Source organism: Paenibacillus sp. plas6 (genome assembly GCF_057221655.1).
Genome location: NZ_CM170151.1, coordinates 58,203 through 81,036, shown reverse-complemented (window position 1 = coordinate 81,036; position 22,834 = coordinate 58,203). Strand labels below are relative to the sequence as shown.

At 39.6% G+C, this 22,834-nt stretch carries 23 protein-coding genes; 22 read left to right on the top strand and 1 reads right to left on the bottom strand.

Annotated features, from left to right (window positions below):
• The first annotated feature begins 15 nt into the window (after positions 1 to 15).
• The 3 genes from AC2TDL_RS00325 to AC2TDL_RS00315 all read left to right on the top strand — a co-directional run bounded on the left by AC2TDL_RS00325 (position 16) and on the right by AC2TDL_RS00315 (position 2,627).
• Complete coding sequence (locus AC2TDL_RS00325) at positions 16 to 891, top strand: c-type cytochrome (protein ID WP_484697956.1); 876 nt, start codon at positions 16 to 18, stop codon at positions 889 to 891.
• A 69-nt stretch (positions 892 to 960) separates the two neighbouring features.
• Positions 961 to 1,614, top strand: a complete 654-nt coding sequence (locus tag AC2TDL_RS00320; RefSeq protein ID WP_484697953.1) for a DUF1405 domain-containing protein — start codon at positions 961 to 963, stop codon at positions 1,612 to 1,614.
• A 143-nt stretch (positions 1,615 to 1,757) separates the two neighbouring features.
• Positions 1,758 to 2,627: a sporulation protein YpjB gene (locus tag AC2TDL_RS00315; RefSeq protein WP_484697952.1), complete on the top strand. Its 870-nt coding sequence runs from the start codon at positions 1,758 to 1,760 to the stop codon at positions 2,625 to 2,627.
• A 26-nt stretch (positions 2,628 to 2,653) separates the two neighbouring features.
• Here the strand turns inward: AC2TDL_RS00315 and AC2TDL_RS00310 are convergent, their stop codons facing one another.
• Complete coding sequence (locus AC2TDL_RS00310; RefSeq protein WP_484697949.1) at positions 2,654 to 3,526, bottom strand: YitT family protein; 873 nt, start codon at positions 3,524 to 3,526, stop codon at positions 2,654 to 2,656.
• Positions 3,527 to 3,655: 129 nt separating this feature from the next.
• Between AC2TDL_RS00310 and AC2TDL_RS00305 the strand changes: the two genes are divergently transcribed.
• The 19 genes from AC2TDL_RS00305 (at position 3,656) to AC2TDL_RS00215 (ending at position 22,812) form a co-directional block, all read left to right on the top strand.
• Positions 3,656 to 3,988 (top strand): nucleotide pyrophosphohydrolase, encoded by a 333-nt coding sequence (locus AC2TDL_RS00305; RefSeq protein ID WP_484697947.1) that lies wholly within the window; start codon positions 3,656 to 3,658, stop codon positions 3,986 to 3,988.
• A gap of 9 nt (positions 3,989 to 3,997) precedes the next feature.
• A complete protein-coding gene (gene dapB, locus AC2TDL_RS00300) occupies positions 3,998 to 4,795 on the top strand; it encodes a 4-hydroxy-tetrahydrodipicolinate reductase (protein WP_484697945.1) in 798 nt (265 codons plus the stop codon).
• Positions 4,796 to 4,829: 34 nt separating this feature from the next.
• Positions 4,830 to 5,249: a methylglyoxal synthase gene (gene mgsA, locus AC2TDL_RS00295; RefSeq protein ID WP_484697943.1), complete on the top strand. Its 420-nt coding sequence runs from the start codon at positions 4,830 to 4,832 to the stop codon at positions 5,247 to 5,249.
• Positions 5,249 to 5,941, top strand: coding sequence for a bacillithiol biosynthesis deacetylase BshB1 (gene bshB1, locus AC2TDL_RS00290; protein WP_484697940.1), 693 nt, complete (start codon positions 5,249 to 5,251; stop codon positions 5,939 to 5,941). The genes mgsA and bshB1 overlap by 1 nt, the downstream gene beginning before the upstream one ends.
• A gap of 43 nt (positions 5,942 to 5,984) precedes the next feature.
• Positions 5,985 to 7,160 carry an N-acetyl-alpha-D-glucosaminyl L-malate synthase BshA gene (bshA, locus tag AC2TDL_RS00285; protein ID WP_484701326.1) on the top strand — a complete coding sequence of 392 codons (1,176 nt, stop codon included), beginning with the start codon at positions 5,985 to 5,987 and terminating at the stop codon, positions 7,158 to 7,160.
• An 8-nt stretch (positions 7,161 to 7,168) separates the two neighbouring features.
• Positions 7,169 to 8,509 (top strand): CCA tRNA nucleotidyltransferase, encoded by a 1,341-nt coding sequence (locus tag AC2TDL_RS00280; RefSeq protein WP_484697939.1) that lies wholly within the window; start codon positions 7,169 to 7,171, stop codon positions 8,507 to 8,509.
• Complete coding sequence (locus tag AC2TDL_RS00275; RefSeq protein WP_484697937.1) at positions 8,499 to 9,473, top strand: biotin--[acetyl-CoA-carboxylase] ligase; 975 nt, start codon at positions 8,499 to 8,501, stop codon at positions 9,471 to 9,473. The genes AC2TDL_RS00280 and AC2TDL_RS00275 overlap by 11 nt, the downstream gene beginning before the upstream one ends.
• Before the next feature lie 306 nt (positions 9,474 to 9,779).
• Positions 9,780 to 10,655 carry a 3-methyl-2-oxobutanoate hydroxymethyltransferase gene (gene panB / locus AC2TDL_RS00270; RefSeq protein ID WP_484701324.1) on the top strand — a complete coding sequence of 292 codons (876 nt, stop codon included), beginning with the start codon at positions 9,780 to 9,782 and terminating at the stop codon, positions 10,653 to 10,655.
• Complete coding sequence (gene panC, locus AC2TDL_RS00265; RefSeq protein WP_484697934.1) at positions 10,652 to 11,542, top strand: pantoate--beta-alanine ligase; 891 nt, start codon at positions 10,652 to 10,654, stop codon at positions 11,540 to 11,542. Before panB ends, panC begins: the two co-directional genes overlap by 4 nt.
• Positions 11,535 to 11,918, top strand: coding sequence for an aspartate 1-decarboxylase (gene panD / locus AC2TDL_RS00260; RefSeq protein WP_484697932.1), 384 nt, complete (start codon positions 11,535 to 11,537; stop codon positions 11,916 to 11,918). The genes panC and panD overlap by 8 nt, the downstream gene beginning before the upstream one ends.
• A gap of 108 nt (positions 11,919 to 12,026) precedes the next feature.
• Positions 12,027 to 12,875, top strand: a complete 849-nt coding sequence (locus AC2TDL_RS00255) for a hypothetical protein (RefSeq protein ID WP_484697930.1) — start codon at positions 12,027 to 12,029, stop codon at positions 12,873 to 12,875.
• Between the two features lie 16 nt (positions 12,876 to 12,891).
• On the top strand, positions 12,892 to 15,759 hold the full coding sequence (dinG, locus tag AC2TDL_RS00250) for an ATP-dependent DNA helicase DinG (RefSeq protein ID WP_484697927.1): 2,868 nt from the start codon (positions 12,892 to 12,894) through the stop codon (positions 15,757 to 15,759).
• A gap of 53 nt (positions 15,760 to 15,812) precedes the next feature.
• Positions 15,813 to 16,457, top strand: a complete 645-nt coding sequence (locus tag AC2TDL_RS00245; protein ID WP_484697925.1) for a redox-sensing transcriptional repressor Rex — start codon at positions 15,813 to 15,815, stop codon at positions 16,455 to 16,457.
• Positions 16,450 to 17,745: an amidohydrolase gene (locus AC2TDL_RS00240; protein ID WP_484697922.1), complete on the top strand. Its 1,296-nt coding sequence runs from the start codon at positions 16,450 to 16,452 to the stop codon at positions 17,743 to 17,745. Before AC2TDL_RS00245 ends, AC2TDL_RS00240 begins: the two co-directional genes overlap by 8 nt.
• 1 nt (position 17,746) lies before the next feature.
• Positions 17,747 to 18,295: a hypothetical protein gene (locus AC2TDL_RS00235; RefSeq protein ID WP_484697919.1), complete on the top strand. Its 549-nt coding sequence runs from the start codon at positions 17,747 to 17,749 to the stop codon at positions 18,293 to 18,295.
• A gap of 318 nt (positions 18,296 to 18,613) precedes the next feature.
• A complete protein-coding gene (locus AC2TDL_RS00230; RefSeq protein ID WP_484697917.1) occupies positions 18,614 to 19,165 on the top strand; it encodes a hypothetical protein in 552 nt (183 codons plus the stop codon).
• Positions 19,155 to 20,642 (top strand): AAA family ATPase, encoded by a 1,488-nt coding sequence (locus tag AC2TDL_RS00225; protein WP_484697916.1) that lies wholly within the window; start codon positions 19,155 to 19,157, stop codon positions 20,640 to 20,642. The genes AC2TDL_RS00230 and AC2TDL_RS00225 overlap by 11 nt, the downstream gene beginning before the upstream one ends.
• Positions 20,643 to 20,752: 110 nt before the next feature.
• The gene (locus AC2TDL_RS00220; protein WP_484697914.1) at positions 20,753 to 21,619 is read left to right on the top strand and encodes a 3-hydroxyacyl-CoA dehydrogenase family protein; all 867 of its coding nucleotides are present in this window, start codon (positions 20,753 to 20,755) and stop codon (positions 21,617 to 21,619) included.
• Entirely contained in the window at positions 21,619 to 22,812 is a 1,194-nt protein-coding gene (locus AC2TDL_RS00215; RefSeq protein ID WP_484697912.1) for an acetate/propionate family kinase, read from the top strand. Before AC2TDL_RS00220 ends, AC2TDL_RS00215 begins: the two co-directional genes overlap by 1 nt.
• Positions 22,813 to 22,834: the final 22 nt, after the last annotated feature.

Here is a 22,834-nt window from a genome sequence, read left to right as displayed (position 1 = left end):
AGGGAGGCTGCAAGAATGGCACACGGTCATAAATCAGATGAAAAAGTTGTATATGTAGGCGATTCTCGTGTGAAAAAATCGGGACGTATTAACAGTACACCTCCAGATTACACTGCTTTCCCTGGAAAATCGGAAGCCTTCATTCCAAACTTCCTTCTTAAAGAGTGGATGGTAGGATGCGTTGTATTAGTTGGATTTTTAGTTTGGGTAATGGCTGAGGCTGCTCCGCTTGGATATCCAGCCGATCCTAACAATGCTTCGTTTATTCCGATGCCAGACTGGTATTTCTTATTTTTATATCAATTTTTGAAATACCCGTATGTTTCTGGAGATTATGTACTTCTTGGAAGTATCGTTTTTCCACTCATTATGTTTGGTGCTTTGTTCCTTGCTCCATTCCTTGATACAGGGAAAGAGCGTCGCTTCTATCGTCGACCAATCGCTTCATCGTTAATGCTGCTTTCGCTTGTTGCGGTAGTGTACTTAACTGTTGTATCTTGGACACATTACCAACATGAACTTGAAGACAAAGGGATTATTCCAGAGCATATTGAACGTGAAGAAAAGGTTCGTGAAGCGTTAGAACGTGGCGAGGAACGTCCTAGCTTCGTAAAAACAGCAGATGCAGAAGTGCCTGCAATCATTGAGGCAGACGACCCTGCATTTGAAATTGTACAAGCAAATTGTATTAGCTGTCATGCAACGGATTTGAATGGTTCTAATATGGCACCTTCCTTACTTGGAATAGGTAACCGTAAAACTTCTGAGGAAATTGCGGAAATCATTACTCATGGTGCAGGCGGCGGAAATATGCCAGCATTTGAGTCGGTGCTTTCTCCAGAAGAAATCAATCAAATCGCAGAATGGTTAGCTAAGCAAACTCAATCTTAATATTCTTAAACAGATTAAGACCCTTTCGCTTATAGCGATCGGGTCTTTTTTAAAAGAAGGGAACTTGTGATGAAACTTTCATTTTTCTTTAGTTCACGTTTTTTGCTTGACCGTAATGTTTTATGGTTACTTTTTTTCGTTAATTTAGCAGGTACAGTTTATGGTTATATGTGGTATGAAAATCAGCTTATTTGGACAATTGAGGAAAAAGGGAGCTGGATGCTGCCATTTGTACCAGATTCACCGACTGCTAGCTTATTTTTTACGTTGTCGCTTTTATACTTATTATTTACTCCGCAAGGAAAAACAGCATTTGTTCGCTGGTCACAGAAAATAATTAATGCACTAGCAGTCGTATGCTCGATCAAGTATGGGGTATGGGCAACAGTGATTATTATAGCTGGTGCGGCTCAGGGTGAAACTTTAAATTGGCAAAGCTATATGTTAATGGCATCTCATATCGCTATGGCAGTAGAAGTTATGCTTTACGCAAGATTTATGAAACTTCATACTGTTAGCTTTCTATTGGCAACAGCTTGGCTTCTGTTAAACGATACGATGGATTACACCTTTGACATTTATCCATGGCTGCCAACGGCTTTGCATGATGATGTTAATGCCGTCAAAATATTTACATACAGTCTTTCTCTTGCAAGCTTTTTACTAGGTTTTATGAGCTGGAAGCTATTTGCTGCTAAAAGCAACACAAGTAAATTTTTGTAGGCTAAAAAAGTAAGGTTATAGTCGCAATCCTTTCATACAGATAGTCATAACTTGTCCGATTCCTCCATATGATGGTTATATCAACCGTAGCAGCTTTTTCTCTGAGAAGCTATAAAGCTATGAAAAGCGTAAGGAGGAATACGATGAAATTTCGAATATGGATTATGGCATGTATTAGCATTGTTTGCATGATAGGAACGACACTTACGGTTTTTGGCAGTCCTTTCCAGCCAATATCGTATCAATATAGCTCCTCTGAAAAAAAATTACTATTGCTAGAAGAAACAATTGCAGAGCTTTATGAGCAAAGCAACGCTTCACATAAGCAAGAGGTCTATCGCTTATTGCAAAGTTTAAAACATCAGTTAGAAGAACCGCAGCTGCTGCAATATGGCACGGTCAATGGCTGGAAGATGATGAAGGCAGATCTTTTGCAAGCGGAAAAAGCGCTAATTGCTGAGCAGCCGGGAATTGTGTGGAGAGAGCCAGTGAATCGTTTGCGCCTAGCCGTTGATGCTCTGCTGCAGGCAGAGCAAGGACCATGGCTGCAGTATGAATCATTAATGTTAGATGATTTACAATCGATTCGTCGTGCTAGTCGCAGCAGTAAGGATAGAGCACCTGCTTTAACATCTATTTACGTGGATAAGCTGTTCGAACGAATGAATCGAATGCAAATCGCTGCATTAATGGTTGGGGATGAAGAACAGTTGAATCATTTATTTAAACGAGCTGAGTTATTGAAAAATTTTATGGACGCCCATTTAGATGGCTGGGACAGTGAACAGCAAAAGCGACTGATTACCATTGTGGATAATATTGAGCTTTCCATTCATGCATTGTTTGCTCAAGCAGATGAGACAATTAGCGTACCAGTCGTTACTGTTCCATCGGGAATTAATATGACAAGCATTGCATTATTTATTGGAAGCTTAATTTCTGCAGTTTTAACGTTTATAGGTTATCGCAAATATAAGCAAGAGCCTTATGGGGTGAAAAATTGGCGGTTATAACAACAAAATTGGCAGTTGAGGCAGGATTAATCCTCATCTTCCTTAAAGCCTTCACCCAGCACTTCTTGCACTTCATGAATAACGATAAATGCTTTAGGGTCTATACTGCGAACAAGCTGCTTCAGACGATGTGTCTCTGAGCGCTGTACGACACAGTATACGACCTTTTTTGTTGTTCCAGAAAATGCTCCCTTAGCTGGCATAATCGTTACTCCGCGATCCATTTCAGCAGTAATTTTATCGGCAATTGGTTCTCCATGGTCGGTAATTATAGAAAATGCTTTTGCTGTATATGCTCCATTTTGCATAAAATCAATCATTTTCGAGGCAATAAAGACCATTACAAGAGTATATAAAATTTTGTCCAGTGAAATATAAAAAACAGAAACACCAATAATGATCGTATCAGCAACAAGAATGATTTGTCCCATGCTATAACCGCGCCAGCGTGATAATATTCGTGCAACAATATCAATCCCGCCAGTAGTCCCTCCATAGCGAAACACAATGCCTAGGCCAGCCCCTAATGTAATTCCTGCATAAAGTACAATAAGCATAGAATCATTGCCTTGTTCAAAAGAAATGATGCGTATCAGCTCTTTGTTTTTTTCAAACAACGCTAAAAATGCAGATAAAGCGACAGAGCCATAAATCGTAAACACCATTTTTTTGCTGCCGAGTATTTTCCAGCCAAGCAAAAATAGAGGAATATTAATAGCTAAAGTTGTGATCGACATCGGCAGCTTAAAAATATAATTTAATAGCACAGCAACCCCTGTAACTCCACCCTCCATCAGTTGGTTTGGGATTACAAAGCATTGTAAGCCAAAGGCATAAAGCGCAGCTCCAAGTGTAATTGGGATAAGCTGCCTAAAGAACAATGCGCTTTTATTTAACATAGTATCATTCCTTTTTTTCATATAAAGTATTGATAGTATACGTAATTTTTCAATGCAAAAAACATTGTTTTCTTAATACTGTTACGGTAACATATAAATGAATCGTGTTTTATGAAAGGAAGTAATGACATGAGTGAAAAATCACTTGCGCAAATCCAGCGTGAGGTTGATCAATACATATCTCAATTCAAAGAAGGCTATTTTAGTCCGCTTGCTTTAGTTGCAAGATTAGCTGAAGAAGTTGGCGAACTAGCTCGAGAAGTAAATCATACTTATGGAGAAAAACCCAAAAAACCAGATGAAGCTGAAAATTCGATTGAATTGGAGCTTGGTGATATTTTATTTATCCTTAACTGTTTTGCCAACTCTTTAAATATCGACTTAACAGCGGCTCACGATAAAGTAATGGAAAAATTCAATACTCGTGACGCTAATCGTTGGACAAAAAAAGAACAAGAATAAGGTGAAATTATGACAATTAAAGTTGCAGTAATTGGTGCAAGTGGAAGAATGGGTAAAGAAGTCGTAAAGATGGTGTTAGCTGACGAAGCGTTGCAACTCGTTGCCGCTGTTTCACCATCACGGGCTGGCATAGATGCAGGTGAATTAGTTGGTGCTGGAAAAACTGGGGTTACAGTAGCAGCTTCATTACAAGAAGCAATTAACCAGACGACAGCAGATGTTATGGTTGATTTTACAGTACCGCACCTTGCATATGAACATGCTAAAATTGCTATTGAAAATGGGATTCGTCCTATTATGGGGACGACTGGCTTTACCCCAGAGCAAATCACTGAACTAGATGAACTATGCAAAAAACATGAACTTGGCGGATTAATAGCACCAAACTTTTCAATTGGTGCAATTTTAATGATGAAATTTGCGCAAGAAGCAGCAAAATATATGCCACATGTTGAAATTATTGAGTATCATGGTGATCAAAAGTTAGATGCTCCTTCAGGTACATCCATTAAAACAGCAGAATTAATTGCCCAAACTCGTCAAGAGCTGCGTCAAGGTAATCCTGCAGAGAAGGAAACGATTGAAGGTGCGCGTGGCGGCTATTACGAAGGCTTCCGTATACATAGTGTACGCTTGCCTGGTGTTTTTGCTCAACAAGAAGTAATCTTCGGAGGCAATGGACAAACATTGAAAATAAGACATGATTCTTATGATCGAGCTGGTTATATGCCGGGTGTAAATCATGCAGTAAAAAAAGTCATTGGTTATACAGGGCTAGTTTACGGTTTTGAGCATATTATGGATTAATCTATCACAGATCGAGTAGCAGAGGAGAATGAACATGTTGAAGATTGCATTTATTGCACATGATAGAAAAAAAGAGGAAATGGTCAACTTTGTTATCGCATATGAGCATGTGTTTGTTCCTCATACACTGTATTCAACAGGAACGACTGGGACAAGAATTATGGAGCAAACGAAATTGAAAATTAATCGTTTTTGCTCAGGACCGCTAGGCGGGGACCAACAAATTGGAGCGCTTGTTGCTGAAAATGAAATGGATCTTATTATTTTCTTACGTGATCCATTAATGGCACAGCCGCATGAACCTGATATTACTGCTTTACTTCGCTTATGCGATGTACAAGGAATTCCAGTTGCAACCAATATTGCTACTGCAGAAATCTTAGTTAAAGCGCTCGATCGTGGTGATTTTTCATGGCGCGAGCTAGTTCATAAATATAAACCAGGAGTAGAATAATGGAGCAGTTAGACATTTTAGTGTTTGGTGCACATCCTGATGATGCTGAAATTGGCATGGGCGGGACAATTATTAAACATGCAGAAGCAGGCTATAAAATCGGCATTTGTGATTTAACTGAGGCTGAAATGTCCTCCAATGGCACCGTAGAGCTTAGGCAGCGAGAAGCTGCGCAAGCATCTGCGGTGCTTGGTTTATCAACAAGAAGTTGCCTGAAGTTACCTGATCGCGGCTTACGTCTGGAAGCTGCATGTATTGATCCAATTGTAGAAACAATACGATTGCATCGTCCGCGAATCGTATTTGCTCCTTATTGGGAAGACCGTCATCCTGATCATATTATGTGCAGCAAACTGGTTGATGAAGCAATATTTAACGCTAAATTGCGTCGTTATATGCCTCACTTACCAGCTTGGCAAGTGGAGCAAACTATTTATTACTTTATTAATGATGTCCATCAGGTTTCGCTAATGATCAATATAAGTGAAGTGCAACAGAAGAAGGAACAAGCATTGCGTGCTTATGCGTCACAGTTTAATACAGCAGCAACAGCAGATGGTGTTGCAACTCCGCTTACTAACGGTTATATTGAACGAGTGACGGCAAGAGACTACTTATTTGGACAAGCAAAAGGCTGGCAGTATGCCGAAGGCTTTGCTGTAAAAGGACCCTTTCCTATTGAAATGCTATAGTGGATCACTTTAGTAACTTTTTGGATTCAGGAGGTGCGTCACTCTGGCGCGAAAACTAAAAATAGGGATTACATGTTATCCAACACTCGGGGGGTCAGGCGTTGTTGCAACTGAGCTTGGTAAACTGCTTGCAGAACGTGGCCATGAAATTCATTTCATTACACACAGTGTTCCTTTCCGACTTGGAAAATTTCATAAAAATATATATTTTCATGAGGTTGAGGTAAACGATTATTATGTGTTCCGTTACCCGCCATATGATCTAAGTTTAGCAAGTAAAATGGCGCAGGTTGCACAAATGCAAAATCTAGACCTAATCCATGTGCATTATGCGATTCCACATGCTGTTTGTGCATATTTGGCAAAGCAAATGCTTGGAAATGGTTTGAAAACTGTGACAACGCTGCATGGTACTGATATTACTGTTTTGGCACAGGATGAGTCCTTAAAGGATTTGATTCGCCTTGCGATTCATCAAAGTGATGCTGTAACAGCAGTATCACAGGACTTAATCCGTGAAACAAGACAGTTACTTGATATTACAACGCCAATAGAGCTTACCTATAACTTTGTTGATAAACGAGTATATTATCCGCGCGACATTACAAATTTACGCCAAGATTATGCAGCACCGAACGAAAAGATCTTAATGCATATTTCTAATTTTAGACCTGTAAAACGCGTATCAGATGTTATTGATATCTTTGATAAAGTTCAGCAAAAATTGCCAGCAAAGCTGTTGCTTGTCGGCGAAGGACCTGAACTGTCTAAAATCCAATGTAAAATTAAATCGCTTGGCTTGGAGCACAAAGTGATGTTTTTAGGCAAGCAAGAAGATGTTGCGCAAATTATTTCCCTTGCAGATGCATTGCTATTGCCATCGGAAAAAGAAAGCTTTGGCTTAGTTGCCTTAGAGGCAATGGCTTGCGGTGTACCAACCATTGGTTCGACTGCAGGAGGAATACCAGAGCTTGTTACCCATGGAGAAACAGGGTTTCTTTCACCAGTTGGCGATGTGCAAGGAATGGCTGATCACGCAATTAAGCTGCTTAGTAACGAATCATTGTATCAATCTTTCGTAGCTGCTTGTATTGAACGTGCGCAGACAGAGTTTTGCAATGATCGCATTACTTATCAATATGAGAGCATTTATTATAAGGTTCTAGGGCTAGAATCAGAAATTGAACCACCCCAATATAATTTATGTCGTTCTCAGTAGGTGATGATATGATTCAGCAATTGAATCCACAGCTCATTCAGCCTGCTATGAAGAAGGCTTGCTCCGTACTGGACATCCTGCTTCGTGCAGGCTTTTCTGCTTATTTCGTTGGTGGAGCAGTTCGCGATACATTGCTCTGTAAACCAATCCACGATATAGATATTGCAACCAATGCATTGCCTGAAGATGTTTTAAAATTGTTTCCTCATAGTATTCCTACTGGTTTGCAGCATGGTACTGTAACTGTGTTGCATGATAAGGAAGCGTATGAGGTGACTACATTTCGCTCAGAGTCGGGTTATGCTGATTACCGTCGTCCAACGGATGTTGCCTTTGTCAATAATTTAGAGCTTGATTTGCAGCGCAGAGATTTTACGATGAATGCAATGGCGATTGATCGGGAGTGGAAACTTTATGATCCATTTGGCGGACAAGCTGACTTGCGCAATGGAGTTTTAGCTACAGTTGGAATAAGCGAGGAACGATTTCAGGAAGATGCATTGCGCATGCTTCGCGCGTTACGCTTTGCTTTAACATATAAGCTGCGTATGGCGGAAAGTTGTGAGCAAGCGATCATGAAATGCGGGAAGCTGCTGAAGCACATCGCAATGGAGCGAGTTTTTTATGAGCTTTCACGAATGCTGCAAACAGCTCCATGCAACGATGTTTTTCAATTATTGCAGCATAGCAAATTGCTTCAACATACAAAGGAAAAGTTATTCCTTGGAGATGTTTCTTTACCGATGTCAGCAGAGCTGCAAAGCCGGTTGCCGCAAGCTGCTAAGGAGAGCGAAGCTAGTAATTGGGGTTTGCTTTTTCTTTGTTTTGGCATTAACAGCGAGCAGGCACAGCAGGATATGCGGGCATTGCGCTTCAGCAATCAACTATCGGCGGAAGTTCGTACGATACTTCAGTTAAATGAGTGGATTAATCAGGTGAAAATAGCCATTGCTAATATTAGTACTCCACCTAAAGAAGCTCGTGAACAAAAGCTAAGTGCTGCCTGCCATCTGCCAATTGAACTTAAGCAACAATGGCTGCATCATTTGCTTAACTACTCGCCGGAACAATTAGAACGATGGTTGGACGATTTTCAGTGGCTGTCGCCTCAGCTAATGAGCAGTTTAAGGGAATTTCATGAAAAGTTGCCGATCAATAGCATTAAGCAATTAGAAGTGAATGGTAAGCATTTGCTTAAGTGGTATGACAGACCATCTGGAGCCTGGATAAAGGAGTTGCTGCAACAGCTATTTATTAAAGTGGCAAGTGGCAAGCTGCAAAATTCTAAGGAAGCTATTCAAGCTTTTGTATTAGCAAACAATGAAGGGGAATGTAGTGATGAGCAATGAACGTCTGATTGAGCTGTTATCTAGCTCTAATGACTATGTTTCGGGTGAAAGAATAAGCGAGGAGCTAGGAATATCAAGAACTGCTGTTTGGAAGCAAATTAAGAAGCTGGAAAGTCTAGGATATGAAATAGAGGCTGTAACGAAGCATGGCTATCGTTTGCAATTTGCACCTAAAGCATTTGTTGCTGAAGAAGTGGAAAGGGCTCTATATGGGCATCGCTTTGGTCACAAAATTCATTACTATAAGTCAGTTGCGTCTACTCAATTAATAGCACGTGAGCTTGCAGAACAAGGAGCTACGGAAGGCGAAGTTGTGCTAGCAGAGCAGCAACTAAGTGGCAAGGGAAGGATGGGCCGCAACTGGCATTCTCCGTACGGGAAAGGGATATGGATGAGCATCGTTTTGCGTCCGCATACCCCTATCCAATTAGCGCCTCAGCTTACGTTATTAACTGCTGTTTCCTTAACACAAGCGATTCGCAAGGTGACAGGTTTAGAAGTTGGGATTAAATGGCCCAATGATATTTTGTACCAAGGAAAAAAGCTGTGCGGAATATTATTAGAGTCTGCTGCTGAGGAACAGCGCTTGAAATATGTAATAGCAGGAATCGGTATAGATGCAAATCTTAGTGCACAAGATTATGAAGAAGAGCTGGCTGCGAAAGCTACTTCTCTCCGTATCCAATGTGGTCAAACTTTATCTCGCGAAGAACTAGTTAAAGCCTTCTTATTGGAATGGGAAACGCTATTTCACCGGTATGAACAAGAGGGGTTTGCACCAATTGCGTCGTTATGGGAAAGCTATGCTCTTTCACTCGGTAAAAAAATGATGCTGACAACAGCACATGAGCAGTTTATAGCTACACCAATCGCTTTAACAGAAAACGGGGCTATTAGAGTGCGGTTAGATGATGGCTCGCAACGTGAAATTTATTCAGCAGAAATGGGAGAAGTGCGACAGTAATATTGGAAAGCTAAAGCAGTAATTTACGTGTTCGATATTTTCTGTTAAACTATGTCTACCAGGCAGTATTCGGTTGAAACTGCACTGCACTGCTAATTGAGATGGTCTTGCGCAATTGATTTGTCAGCGCCATACTGTTTATTTTGTGTATTTTTCAAATGATATTTTAGAATGCACACTCTGCTCAGAGCCGAAGGGACCGAGACAGAAGGAAGCATTACTAGCAATCGTTTCCTTTACGTTCGAGGACCTTTTTAGCGATGGCTAAAAGGTTTTTTTGTGTTGCACATCAACTAAAGGAGCTGAATTTTAATGAAAAAGAGATTGACGATTTCTGCTATGGCAAAGATGAAGACGGAGAAAAATCCAATTACTGTCATTACGGCTTATGATTATCCCTCGGCAAGACTTGCGGAGGAAGCAGAAATTGATGTTATACTTGTTGGAGATTCCTTGGGTAATGTTGTATTAGGCTATGATACGACGATTCCCGTTACACTAGATGATATGATCCACCATGCACGAGCAGTAACTCGCGGTGCTCAACATACATTTATTGTTGCAGACATGCCATTTATGACCTATGGCGTTAGTATAGAGGATACCTTGAAAAATGCAGCGCGTCTTATGCAGCAAGCTGGAATTCAAGCAGTAAAGCTAGAGGGTGGGGCGAACATATGCGATCACGTTCGAGCGCTCGTCAATGCAGGAATTCCTGTTATGGGGCATATTGGTTTAACCCCACAAGCTGTTCACCAGCTAAGCGGCTATAAAGTTCAAGGTAAGCTGGAAAAGGAAGCAAAGAAGCTGCTTGATGATGCAAAAGCACTGCAAGAGGCAGGAGCATTTGCCGTTGTGCTTGAGCTTGTAACTGAAGAAATTGCTGAATACATTAGCCAGCAGTTGACTATACCGACAATTGGTATTGGTGCAGGACGCGGCTGTGACGGTCAAGTATTAGTTTATCACGATATTTTACAATATGATGCCTCGTATGTTCCTAAAAAAATGGTGAAAACTTATGCTAATGTCGGAGCAATCATTAAGGATGCAATAAGTTCATATGTGTATGAAGTGAAAAACAAACAATTCCCAGCCCAAGAGCATGTTTTCCATGGCGACGCAGAAAATTATCAATCGTTGTATGGTACAGCTAAGCTGGAAGGAGAAGATAAAGCATGAATATTTGTCGCACAAAAGCACAATTAAAGCTAGCGATTAAAGAAGCAAAAAAGCAAGGGAAAAGCATTGGGTTTGTACCAACGATGGGATATTTACATGAAGGTCATGGCAGCTTGATGCGTGCAGCTCGTGAAGAAAATGGTGTTGTTGTATTAAGTATTTTCCTTAATCCAATGCAATTTGGACCAAATGAGGATTTGGATAAATATCCTAGAGATGAAGAGCGAGACTTGGCACTTGCTGCTCAATGTAAAGTAGATATTGTTTTTATTCCTTCTGTTGAGGAGATGTATCCGACTAAACCACTTACAACGGTTAAAGTTGCAACGATAACTGAATGTCTATGCGGTGCTTCTCGTCCTGGCCATTTCGACGGCGTAGGTTTAGTTGTAAGCAAGTTATTTCACTTAGTTGAGCCTGATCGAGCGTATTTCGGATTAAAGGATGCACAGCAAGTTGCTGTTATTCAGCAAATGGTACATGATTTAGATATGAACGTAAAAATTGTACCTTGTCCAATTGTGCGTGAACCTGATGGTCTTGCATTAAGTTCGCGTAACGTTTATTTAACTGCACGTGAGCGTAGTGAAGCAACTGTTTTAAGTCAATCATTAAATGAACTAACCAATGAATTATTATCTCGGGCCGATATGACAGCAGAGCAATGTATCAATCTAATTACAAACCGTATCCAAGAAACCTCTGGACAAATTGATTATGTAGAGCTACTTGAATATCCTTCTTTATCCACAGTTCCGCGCAAGCTGCCATTGTCTCGGGCAGTAACCAGCGGCAAGTTTATTGTGGCACTTGCAGTACGTTTTGGAAGCACAAGATTAATTGACAATGCGTTATTCCAAGTAGAAGAGGTGATCGAACGTGTATAGAACGATGATGAAATCGAAGCTACACCGTGCGACAGTAACAGAAGCGAATTTGAATTATGTTGGCAGTATTACGATTGACGAGGACTTAATGGATGCAGCTGATTTATTAGAAAATGAAAAAGTTCAAATTGTAAATAACAACAACGGTGCCAGATTGGAAACTTATGTTATTAAAGGTGCTCGTGGCAGCGGTGTAATTTGTTTGAACGGTGCAGCTGCGCGCTTGGTTCAGCCAGGAGATAATGTTATTATTATTTCATACAGCTTAATGACTGAAGAACAGGCTCGATCATATAAGCCAACAGTTGTTGTGCTGGATGCGAACAATAAGCCAATTCAGTTTATGAATGGTGAAATTCATTCAACCATACTATAATCAAGTTAATCCCTTGTTTATGTAACGAATACCATGCTGAATGAAAAACGAGCTTTCAACAAAAAATGACCATACACTCCAACTAACAAAGAGAAGGCGGGATGCGGTATGATCAACAAGCTGTTTTCATCCATGCATGAACTTCTTGACTACATTATTGAGCATTATTGTGAAGCTGATGAGCAGCAAAGAGAGCAATATTGCTCTGCTGTAGGTGAGATTAAGACGAGCATAGACGAGTTATTAGATCAATATGTTACTTTAGAGGAAAAGCTTTCTCAATTTTTTGAGCTTTATCGTGAACTTGAGGAGCAAACCGAGGATCAAAGTAATGTGACTGCACATGCGGACAAGCAGCTTAGTTCAAAGGATGAGCTTAGCTTTGCTGAGGCTCAGTCTTTCAACGCAGTGCGTTCGCGTCAGTCTGCCTTATCTGCTGCAAAAGAAAGTCAGCAAGTTATGGTAGCACAGGCTAGTCAAGCAGACATGATTTCATTAAATAACGATAATCAAATGACCTGCAATGAATGTGATCTTTTTGTTTCACCAGAGCATGAACAGGCTTTAGAGTATGCACAGGGCTACTATAAGCTATTTATGTTTGCGGAAGCAGCTCATATTTTGCAGTCAATTCTTGCCGAGAAACCGGAGTGTAATATTGCTCGCATTTATTATGGAATGAGCTTAATGCATTTACGAAATTGGAATGAAGCACAACGACAATTCCAACTAATGACTGTATTAAGTGATTTTCCGAAATGGCTAGCATTAAGCTACAACGCACTTGGTTGTATCCATGCAATTAAGCTTAATTTAAATCAGGCAATATTGTTATTTAAAAAAGCATATGGTTTATATCCTAAGTTTGAGGATCCATTAAAAAATATTCAAAACTGCTTGGAATCTCCTCATAAATTGTCATTATATTTAGGAAGCACCGAGCTGTGCTATACGTGAGAGGAACGGTTAAAAAATGAAATACGCCATTTTGGATTTGGAGACAACAGGACATAGTGTGTTGGACCAAATTATACAAATTGGGCTTGTCGTTGTATCTGATGAATTAGAAATAGTTGATACATTCAGCACATTTGTAAAACCGACAGTTGAAATTCCTCCCTTTATTACGAATTTAACTGGAATCAGCATTACTGATGTTCAAGATGCTCCTGATATTAGCGAAGCATTGTTACAACTTATCCCATACATTGATGATGCTGTTCTTGTTGCGCATAATGTTGGATTTGATGCTAATTTCTTAAATCACGCACTTGAAAATAGCGGGTACCTTCCTTTTGTTGGAAGAAGATTAGACACAATGGACTTATTGCGAATTTTATTTCCGTCGATTACGTCTTATCAGTTAGGAACGGCAGCTGAACAGCTTGGAATAGTTCATAATCATCATCACCAAGCCGATGCTGATGCTATGGCGACAGCGCAAATATTCATTCAATGTGTTCAAAAGCTTCGTTCCCTGCCGCTGCTTACGTTGCAGCGGCTATCTTCATTTTTTGATGAGAGTCGTGATTTGGGCTGGTTTATTAAATACAATGAGCAGCTTGTTGAGCAAGGAGCAGTTTTTGACTCAGCGGATTATGATTACTACAGACAATTTGCCTTGAAGGCGAAGCCTTGGCAAGAGGAAACTTCTGTACGTGAAATGGAGGATGCCAACAGTTACTTCGAGGGCAATGTCAGCTTCGAGCAATATATTGATGATGTTCAACAGCGTTTTCAGTCATTATATGAAAACTACGAACGGCGTGAGCCGCAAATGCAAATGTTTTCCGAAGTTTTTGATGCACTTAGCAAACAAAAGCATTTGTTAATTGAGGCTGGGACAGGAACAGGAAAATCATTAGGTTACCTTATACCTTCCTTATATTATGGCATCCAAGCGGAGCAAAAGATCGTTGTTAGTACCCATACCATTAATTTGCAGGAACAGCTGCGTCATCGAGATATTCCTCTCTTGAATGAGGTTTTGCCATTTCCTTTTCGTGCTTCTTTGTTAAAAGGGAGAAGCAATTATTTATGTATGCGCAAATTTGAACATAAGCTCAATTTACTTGATTTTGCAACACCTGTAGATGATCCAATTACAGCATCACAGATGGTAATTTGGTTAACTGAAACGGAAACAGGCGATCAAGAAGAGCTAAATTTAGGTTTACGTGGTCAAGACTTTTGGGATACCGTAGCTAGTGATGCAGACTCATGTTTGAATCGAGCTTGTCCTTGGTTTAAACGTTGCTACTATCATCGTGCGAAGCATGAAGCGAATATCGCTGATGTATGCATTACGAATCATTCGATGGTATTTACTGATATTCAAGCCGATCATAGGCTGTTGCCTAGCTATAACAATTTAATTTTAGACGAGGCGCATCATTTAGAAGAAGTTGCAAGCAAACATCTTGGTAACCAAATTAATTATTTTTCGTATATTCATGCAATGACCACTTTGTTTAAAGACAGTAGAAGCGGCTTACTTCCTTCTCTGCGAGTTAAAATTGCTCAGGAGGGAGATGATCATCTGGCAGCATGGCAAGAAGCAATCGACACTTCCTTCCCTACGCTACAAGATATTAAAGAGCATTGGGACAAGCTGTTTGAATATTTATATGAAATTTTAACAGCTGAAGCAGAAACTTCTGGCAATGATGCTACAGAGCAGGCTGGAGGTTTTGTGCTGCGCCTAGATCAAAACAATCTGCCGAGCCGTTGGAGCAATATCGTCGAAACTGAAAATGAAGTATATGTTGGACTCAATCGCTTTACGAAGTCATTAGAAAAGCTAGCTGCAGATATTAAAGAGCGATTAGATGAAGATCTTGTACTGTCTGGATTATTAACGGATTTAAATGGGGTTGTGCGTGAGCTAAATCGTATTAAGGATGAGTTGCGTCAATTTATTGGGTTTAAAATGGACGATTATGTATACTGGGTGGAAGGAACTCAGAACTATAAGTTTCGTTCTGTTCAATTATTAGCATCGCCAATAGACGTATCGCCATTGCTAAAAAAATATCTGTTTAATGTTAAAGATAGCGTTATTATGACCTCTGCGACGTTATCTATCCAAAAAAATTTCACTTATGTGAAAGAACAGCTAGGTCTCAATTTTGAGCTAGAGGACCGAGTCAATGAAGTAATTCTTGATTCCCCGTTTCGTTATCGTGAGCAGGCGTTAGTTATTATTCCAAGAGATTTTCCAGTATTGAAGGGTTCTAACGTACCTCAGTCGTATTTAGATAAATTAGTAAGCTCATTATTTGATTGCGCTGTTGGGCTTGGTGGCAAAATGCTTATTTTGTTCACTTCCTATAGAATGCTTAAGCAGGTGTATGATCCGTTAAAGGAATTGCTTGAACCTCAAAATATTACCGTTTTAGGTCAAGGAATTGATAGTAATAACCGGACGAAGCTGACGAGAAGATTTTTACAGCAACAGCAATCTGTTTTGCTAGGTACAAGCAGTTTTTGGGAAGGTGTTGACATCCCAGGAGAAGCATTGCAATGCTTAGCGATCGTTCGCTTACCATTCCAGCCGCCTAATCATCCGCTAGTTGAAGCGAAGTCAGAGTTACTTTTACGCGAAAAGAAAAATCCGTTTATGAAGCTTTCTATTCCGCAGGCGGTTATTCGCTTTAAGCAAGGTTTTGGGCGTTTAGTACGCACAGCAACCGATAAAGGAATTGTTATCATTTATGATACACGCGTAATCGAAGCTTATTATGGCAAACATTTTCTATATTCATTGCCAGGTCCGAAAATTGAGACAATGTTTGCAGACCAGATGGTACAACGAATGGATCAATGGCTTAATCCTTCATAGATCCTTCATAGTACTAGGAAAGATTGGTTGTAAAAGAAAGGGAGGGGCATCAATTGAAACAAGAAAAAATATCTGATGCTGTCGTCAAGCGATTACCCTTGTATTTGCAAGTATTAAATGAGTTAAAGGTTCGTGAGGTTAAGACAGTATCTTCACAAGAGCTTGGACATTTATTAGATTTTAATCCTGCGCAAATACGCAAGGATTTAGCATACTTTGGTGATTTTGGTCGCAAGGGCATTGGCTATGAAGTTGATTATTTAATTGATAAAATTCGGCAAATTCTAAAGATTAATCAAACGATTAATGTAGCACTTATCGGTGCAGGAAATTTGGGGCATGCTTTATGCAACTATAATAAGTATAGCAAGGATAATATGCAAATCGTTGCGGTATTTGACTCATACGAAGGTAAAATCGGGACAAAAATAAATAATTTAATTGTTCAACCGATGTCAGAGCTTTCAGAAACGATTAAGAAAATGAATATCCGCATCGGAATTATTACCGTTCCTGCTCAGGAAGCACAAACAGTTGCCAATCAGTTAATTGAAGGGGGAATTGAAGGGATTCTTAATTTCGCTCCAACTATTTTACGTGCTCCTGAGGAGGTACGGGTACAACACGCTGATTTTACAAAGGAATTATTAAGTCTTGCCTACTACTTAAATCATAAAGAGGAGGAAAATAATGAGTAAAATATGGGTAAAAAATGGTGCCTTCATTACAATGGCAACTGACAAGCCGCAGGTGTTTCATGGACATATGTTAGTAGAAAACGGAGTTATTTCATATGTTGGTGAACAAGAGCCTGCTGCTTGCGAAGGGGCAGAAGTAGTTGATGGCAAAGGCTTATTGTTTATGCCTGGACTTGTAAATACGCATGGACATGCTGCGATGTCGTTGCTGCGCGGTTATTCAGATGATCAGCAACTGCAAGTATGGCTTCAAGAAAAAATGTGGCCAATGGAGGCTAAATATGTTGATGCGGACACAAGAGCCGGCAGCAACTTGGCGATTGCGGAAATGCTATTAAGCGGAACAACAACGTTTGTTGATATGTATGATCGTATGGATCAAGTAGCAGGAGCCGCAGTGGAAGCTGGTATTCGTGCGTTTTTAACTCGCGGTGTTATCGGTTTATGTTCTCCTGAGGAGCAAACAGCTAAGCTTGAAGATGCGATTAGCTTTGCAAAGCAATGGAACGGAGCGGGGGATGGACGAATTCGAACAATGCTATCTCCGCATAGCCCATATACTTGCCCGCCTGACTATATTGAGCGTATTATTGCCGCTGCACATGAGCTTGATTTGCCGCTACATACGCATATGTCAGAAACAAAAGCAGAAGTTCAGCAAAATGTTGATCAGTACGGAAAACGTCCTGTAGCACACTTAGATGCGCTTGGCTTTTTTAGTCGTCCTGCATTGCTGGCTCATGCTGTGCATTTGACTGATGAAGAAATTGATTTATTAGCAACTCGCGGCGCTTCCATATCTCATAATCCGATTAGCAATCTTAAGCTAGCCAGCGGTGTTGCTCGTGTGCCTGACTTATTAGCAAAAGGGGTAAAGCTGTCTTTAGGTACAGATAGCGTGGCAAGTAATAACAATTTAGATTTGTTCCAGGAAATTCGTGCAGTTGCATTATTGCATAAAGGAGTATATGGTGATCCAACTGCGGTGCCTGCATACACAGCATTGCAACTTGGCACATCGCTTGGTGCGCAAGCGATATGGCATAATCATATCGGTATTTTAGAGGCTGGAAAAGCTGCTGACTTTATTGCGATTAATATTGATCAGCCTCATTTCTTCCCGCGTACCGATCTTGTTTCGCATCTTGTATATGCTGCAAATGGACGAGATGTTCAGCATGTTTGGGTAGCTGGTAAACAACTTGTGAAAAACAGACAGCTGCTTACACTTGATGAGGAAAAAATTCGTTATGAGGCAGAGGCAGCTTATCAGCGCCTATTGAAATAAAATGAGAGCAATTGAAAAAAAACGACCGCCGTTAATGACCAAACGACGCTGGACTATTTTAATCTTGTTGTTGCTTGTCGCAATCATTACATTGATTGCACTTTTTTACCGTTCCATTCAGAGCGAGGTTTGGCAGCAAGAAAGCGATATTAAAAAAATAATCGAGCAGAGAGCAGCCTATGATTTAGAAAGCATCGAGAGCTTAGAAAAATATGTATGGGAATCTGCTTATTGGATATTGCTGGCTAACAAGGTTGAGAACGGTGCATTAACATATTCAGTGTGGGATAATACAAATTTCATTGCTGAGCTTAATTATAACGTGGCAATAACGAAAGAGGATATGCAGAATATCGTTACAAAAAGCAAAAGTAATGCGACGAACATCAGCTTGCAAGCGGGTTATGCATTTAATCAATTTGTATGGGAAGTTAAATATCGTGATCGCGATACTTCGCATATGAAAATTGCTTTCTATAATATGACCACTGGAGCCTTAATTGATGAATATACGATTCCTAAGGGCAGTATGCCGATTAGCGATTCGTAACTGAATAAGGCAACATGAAAATTAAATAATTGTATAAATCAATTAAAACCTTTAAGGATTATAACTGCAAGATTAGAATAACTAATTTTATTGCTGTTAATTTTCCTTAAAGGTTTTTTTGCTATCGATTTGTATATTTCAACTTTTTAATCAATTTCATGCATAATCTCCTCATTAAAAAAAGCTTCCTTTATTTATATAATACATCAAGTGTAAATAAGTGATATACTTATTGATATACTCTAGTTATATACATTTATATATACTAATTATTATGTTTTATTATATAAAATTTTATTAGATAGAGGAGATGCTGCTATGAAAGATTTGAAGTTTAAACCAGTTATTGTTTCATTCCTAGTTGTTGTTCTGCTATTAGCAGCAGGAAGTCTTGGATATCGTTATATTGCACAGGAAAAACCGTTGCAAGAACAGCTTGCAAGCATGCAATATTCACAGATTACATTACCGCTTAAAAAGCAAGATGGGAAATATAATATCTCCATGCAAGTAGAAGAGAACTACAAGCTTCAGCAAGCATTCGATGAGCTTAAAGAAGTGATGGCTAAGCAAAAGTTAAATGAAACTGACTACACCCTTTCATTAGTTCACAATGATACTGAAAGTGCAGAGCTAAAAGCCATTTGGCAGAAGCAGTTGTTTGCAATAGCAGAGATAATGGCTAACGGGCAATATTCAAAATTACCTGAGCTTATGCAATTGATTGAACAGCAAAATGAAGGTGTAGAGGCAATAGCCGATATGGACGAGCAATATGTTTACATTACATTGCTTAAGGATGGACTGCGTTTAGATCAATTGCTTCCACTTGATGGCGGTAAAATGGAGGTATGGAATAATGCGAAATAATATATTAGAAATCTTGATCGGAACTGCACTAGCTCTGCTCGTGTTTGCGATAGGTTATTTCGTACATTTTGGTGCAGCGGTATTAATATTGCTGCTTATTGCTTTCTTATATGTCATGCAATTTAATAGTAAAGGCTCTCTAGGTTTAGCGAGCTTAAAAAATAAAAAGGAGCAAGTTATTCCGCCTATTACATTTGATCATGTTGGCGGGCAAGAGCATGTAAAGCATGAGCTTCAAGAAGCGCTTGATTTTCTTGTTAATCGTGAGCAAATTGCTAAACGAGGCATACGAATTTTAAAAGGGATACTTTTAACGGGTCCTCCTGGAACAGGTAAGACATTGTTAGCGAAGGCAGCAGCAAATTATACAGACAGTGCGTTTGTCGCAGCATCAGGCAGTGAATTTGTCGAAAAGTACGTAGGTACAGGCGCCAATCGCGTACGTGAATTATTTACGAAGGCACGCAAGCAGGCTAGAGCAATGGGGAAAAAAAGTGCAATTATCTTTATTGATGAAATCGATGTGATTGGCGGTAAACGTGACGGTGGACAGCTGCGTGAGTACGATCAGACGCTCAATCAGCTATTAACGGAGTTAGATGGGATTTATCATGACGCTGAAGTTCATATTTTATTAATCGCAGCGACAAACCGTAAAGATATGCTTGATGATGCTTTACTTCGTCCAGGGCGATTCGATCGCCATATTGAAGTAGCATTGCCTGATAAGCGGTCAAGAAAGCATATTTTACAACTTCATGCTGCCAACAAAACACTAGCTGATAACATCGATTTTGATGAATTAGCAAAAGATACGTACCAATTCTCTGGAGCACAATTAGAAGCAGTAATGAATGAAGCGGCAATATATGCGATGCGAGCGGGCGATGAAGCCATCTTGCAGGAGCATATTCAAAATGCAATTGATAAAGTGCTGTTAGGTGAGAAAAATAATCGTGAAGCAACAACTGAAGATAAAATTCGAGTTGCTCGTCATGAACTTGGTCATGCGATTATGGCAGAAGTAACGACTCCCGGATCGGTAGCACAAGTCGTACTTTCTCCACGTGGAGGAGCACTAGGCTTTGTTAGGCATACGCCGCTTGCGGATAAATATCTGTATACAAAGACAGAGCTTGAGCATAAAATAATGGTCACACTTGGTGGAGCGGTTGCAGAGGAAATTTATTACGGTGAACGCAGCACTGGATCAAAGGGAGATTTTGATCAAGCGTTAAACATTGTGAAAACGATGGTTGAATGCGGATTAACAGATGAAGGGATCATTAATGCGGAAATGATGACCGCTGATCGCTGGAGTGCTATTAGTAACAAAGTACTAAATGAATGCTTAGAAAAAACAAAACAATACCTTATCAAGCATGCGAATGTTTTTGAACAAACGTTACCAATATTGTTAGAAGAAGAATTCATAAATGGTGACAAATTTCGAAATCTTATGCAAGAAAACGTTTGAAAATAAGATATTTTTGTAACAATTTGCAGAATAGCGCTTACTTTCACTACAAAATATCTTTAAAACAGGTATAATAATATTGACAAAACACTAAGGAGAAACTAATACCTATGATAAAGAAAGTTGGAGTTGTTGGAGTAGGCACAATGGGTCAAGGCATAGCAGAAATGCTTGCAAAAAATAGTCTTGATGTCTACATTATGGAGAAATCTGCTGATCGTCTTGAACATGCACAGCATATGATCGAAGTAAGCCTAGATAAACAAATAGAAAAATGGGCTATTACTACTTCTGAAAAAAAATTGATACTTTCTCGTATCCATGCAGTAACTGAACTTGAACAGTTATCTCAGTGTGAATTAATTATTGAATCCATTTCTGAAGATCTTGAAGCGAAAAAAGAGCTTTTCAAGCAATTGGATCAAATTACTTCCGCTGAAACGATTTTGGCAAGTAATACCTCATCTTTAAGCTTAACTGAAATTGCAAGTGCAACACGTTCTCCTGAACGTGTAATTGGAATGCACTTTGTTCATCCAGTTGCAACAATTAACATTGTTGAAGTTGTTCGCGGATTGAAAACTTCTGAAGCAACTGTTGAAGCAATGAAAGAGTTTGCTGATGCCATTCAGAAAAAAGCTGTTATGGTGTTTGAATCACCAGGCTTTGTTACAACTAGACTGATTTGTCTATTCATTAATGAAGCACTCCATGTATTAGAAGAAGGGGTAGCAACTGTAGAGGATATTGATTTGGCGATGCGTAACGGATATTCCTTTAAATATGGACCTTTCCAAATGGCAGATCATTTTGGCTTAGATTCTGTTCAATCTGCATTGGAAAATATGTTCCGTGAGTATGGCGAATTGAAATATCGTCCTTCTTTTGTCCTTAAGAAAATGGTCCGTGCAGGACATCTAGGTGTGAAAACAGGACAAGGCTTTTTCAAATATGATACGGATGGAGATCGAATTTAATGAAAATACTTGTTATTAATGCTGGTAGCTCTTCGATTAAATACCAGCTTTTTGATATGACTGATGAGAGTGTACTAGCTAGCGGCCGTGTAGAACGTATTGGAATGGATTCTTCAATCATCGTACATGAGCCAAAAGGTATGGACGAAATTGTAGAGGTTAAAGAAATTTTGGATCATGTTGCTGGTGTTAAAGTCGTTATCGAAAAGCTGACACATGAGCAATATGGTGTTGTTAAATCAATGGATGAAATTGAAGCGGTTGGTCATCGTATTGTCCATGGTGGTGAGTCATTCAAAGGTTCAGCAATCGTCACTAACGAAGTAAAAAATGAAATTCGTCGTTTGTTTGACCTTGCACCATTGCATAACCCAGCTCATATGATGGGGATTTTAGCGGTAGAAGCCAATTTGCCAAATGTACCGCAAGTCGTTACGTTTGATACTGCGTTCCATCAAACAATGCCAAAAACTTCTTACCTATATGCAATTCCTAAAACACTATATAACAAACATAAAGTTCGTCGCTATGGTTTCCACGGCACATCTCATGCTTATGTAAGTGAAACAGCTGCGAAAACATTAGGTAAGGATCTAAAATCATTAAAAATGATTACTTGTCATATCGGTAATGGTGGCAGCTTAACAGCAATTCTAGACGGTAAATCGTTTGATACTAGTATGGGTATGACACCGCTTGAAGGTTTAATGATGGGTACACGCTCTGGTGACTTAGACCCAGCGATTGTTCCTTATGTAATGAATAAAGAAGACCTTACATTGAATGAGGTTAACTCAATGCTTAACAAGCACAGTGGTTTGCTTGCTGTATCTGGTTTAAGTTCAGATATGCGTGAAATTACTGATGCAATGGATAGCAATGAAAATGCAAAACTTGCTTTTGATATGTATGTATATCGTATTAGAAAATATATCGGTAGCTATGCTGCTGCGATGAATGGACTAGATGTTATTGTATTCACAGCAGGCGTTGGCGAAAACTCTATTGTACTTCGTCAAGCAGTTTGCGAAGGTCTAACATACTTCGGTATTGAGCTTGACCCTGAGCGTAACAAAATTCGCAGCAAAGAGCCTAGAATTATCTCTACAGACAATTCTAAAGTAACAGTTATGGTTGTACCTACAAATGAAGAATTAGTTATTGCGCGTGATACCTATCGTCTTGTGAAGTAATGACAACTTCAAAAGGGGGGGC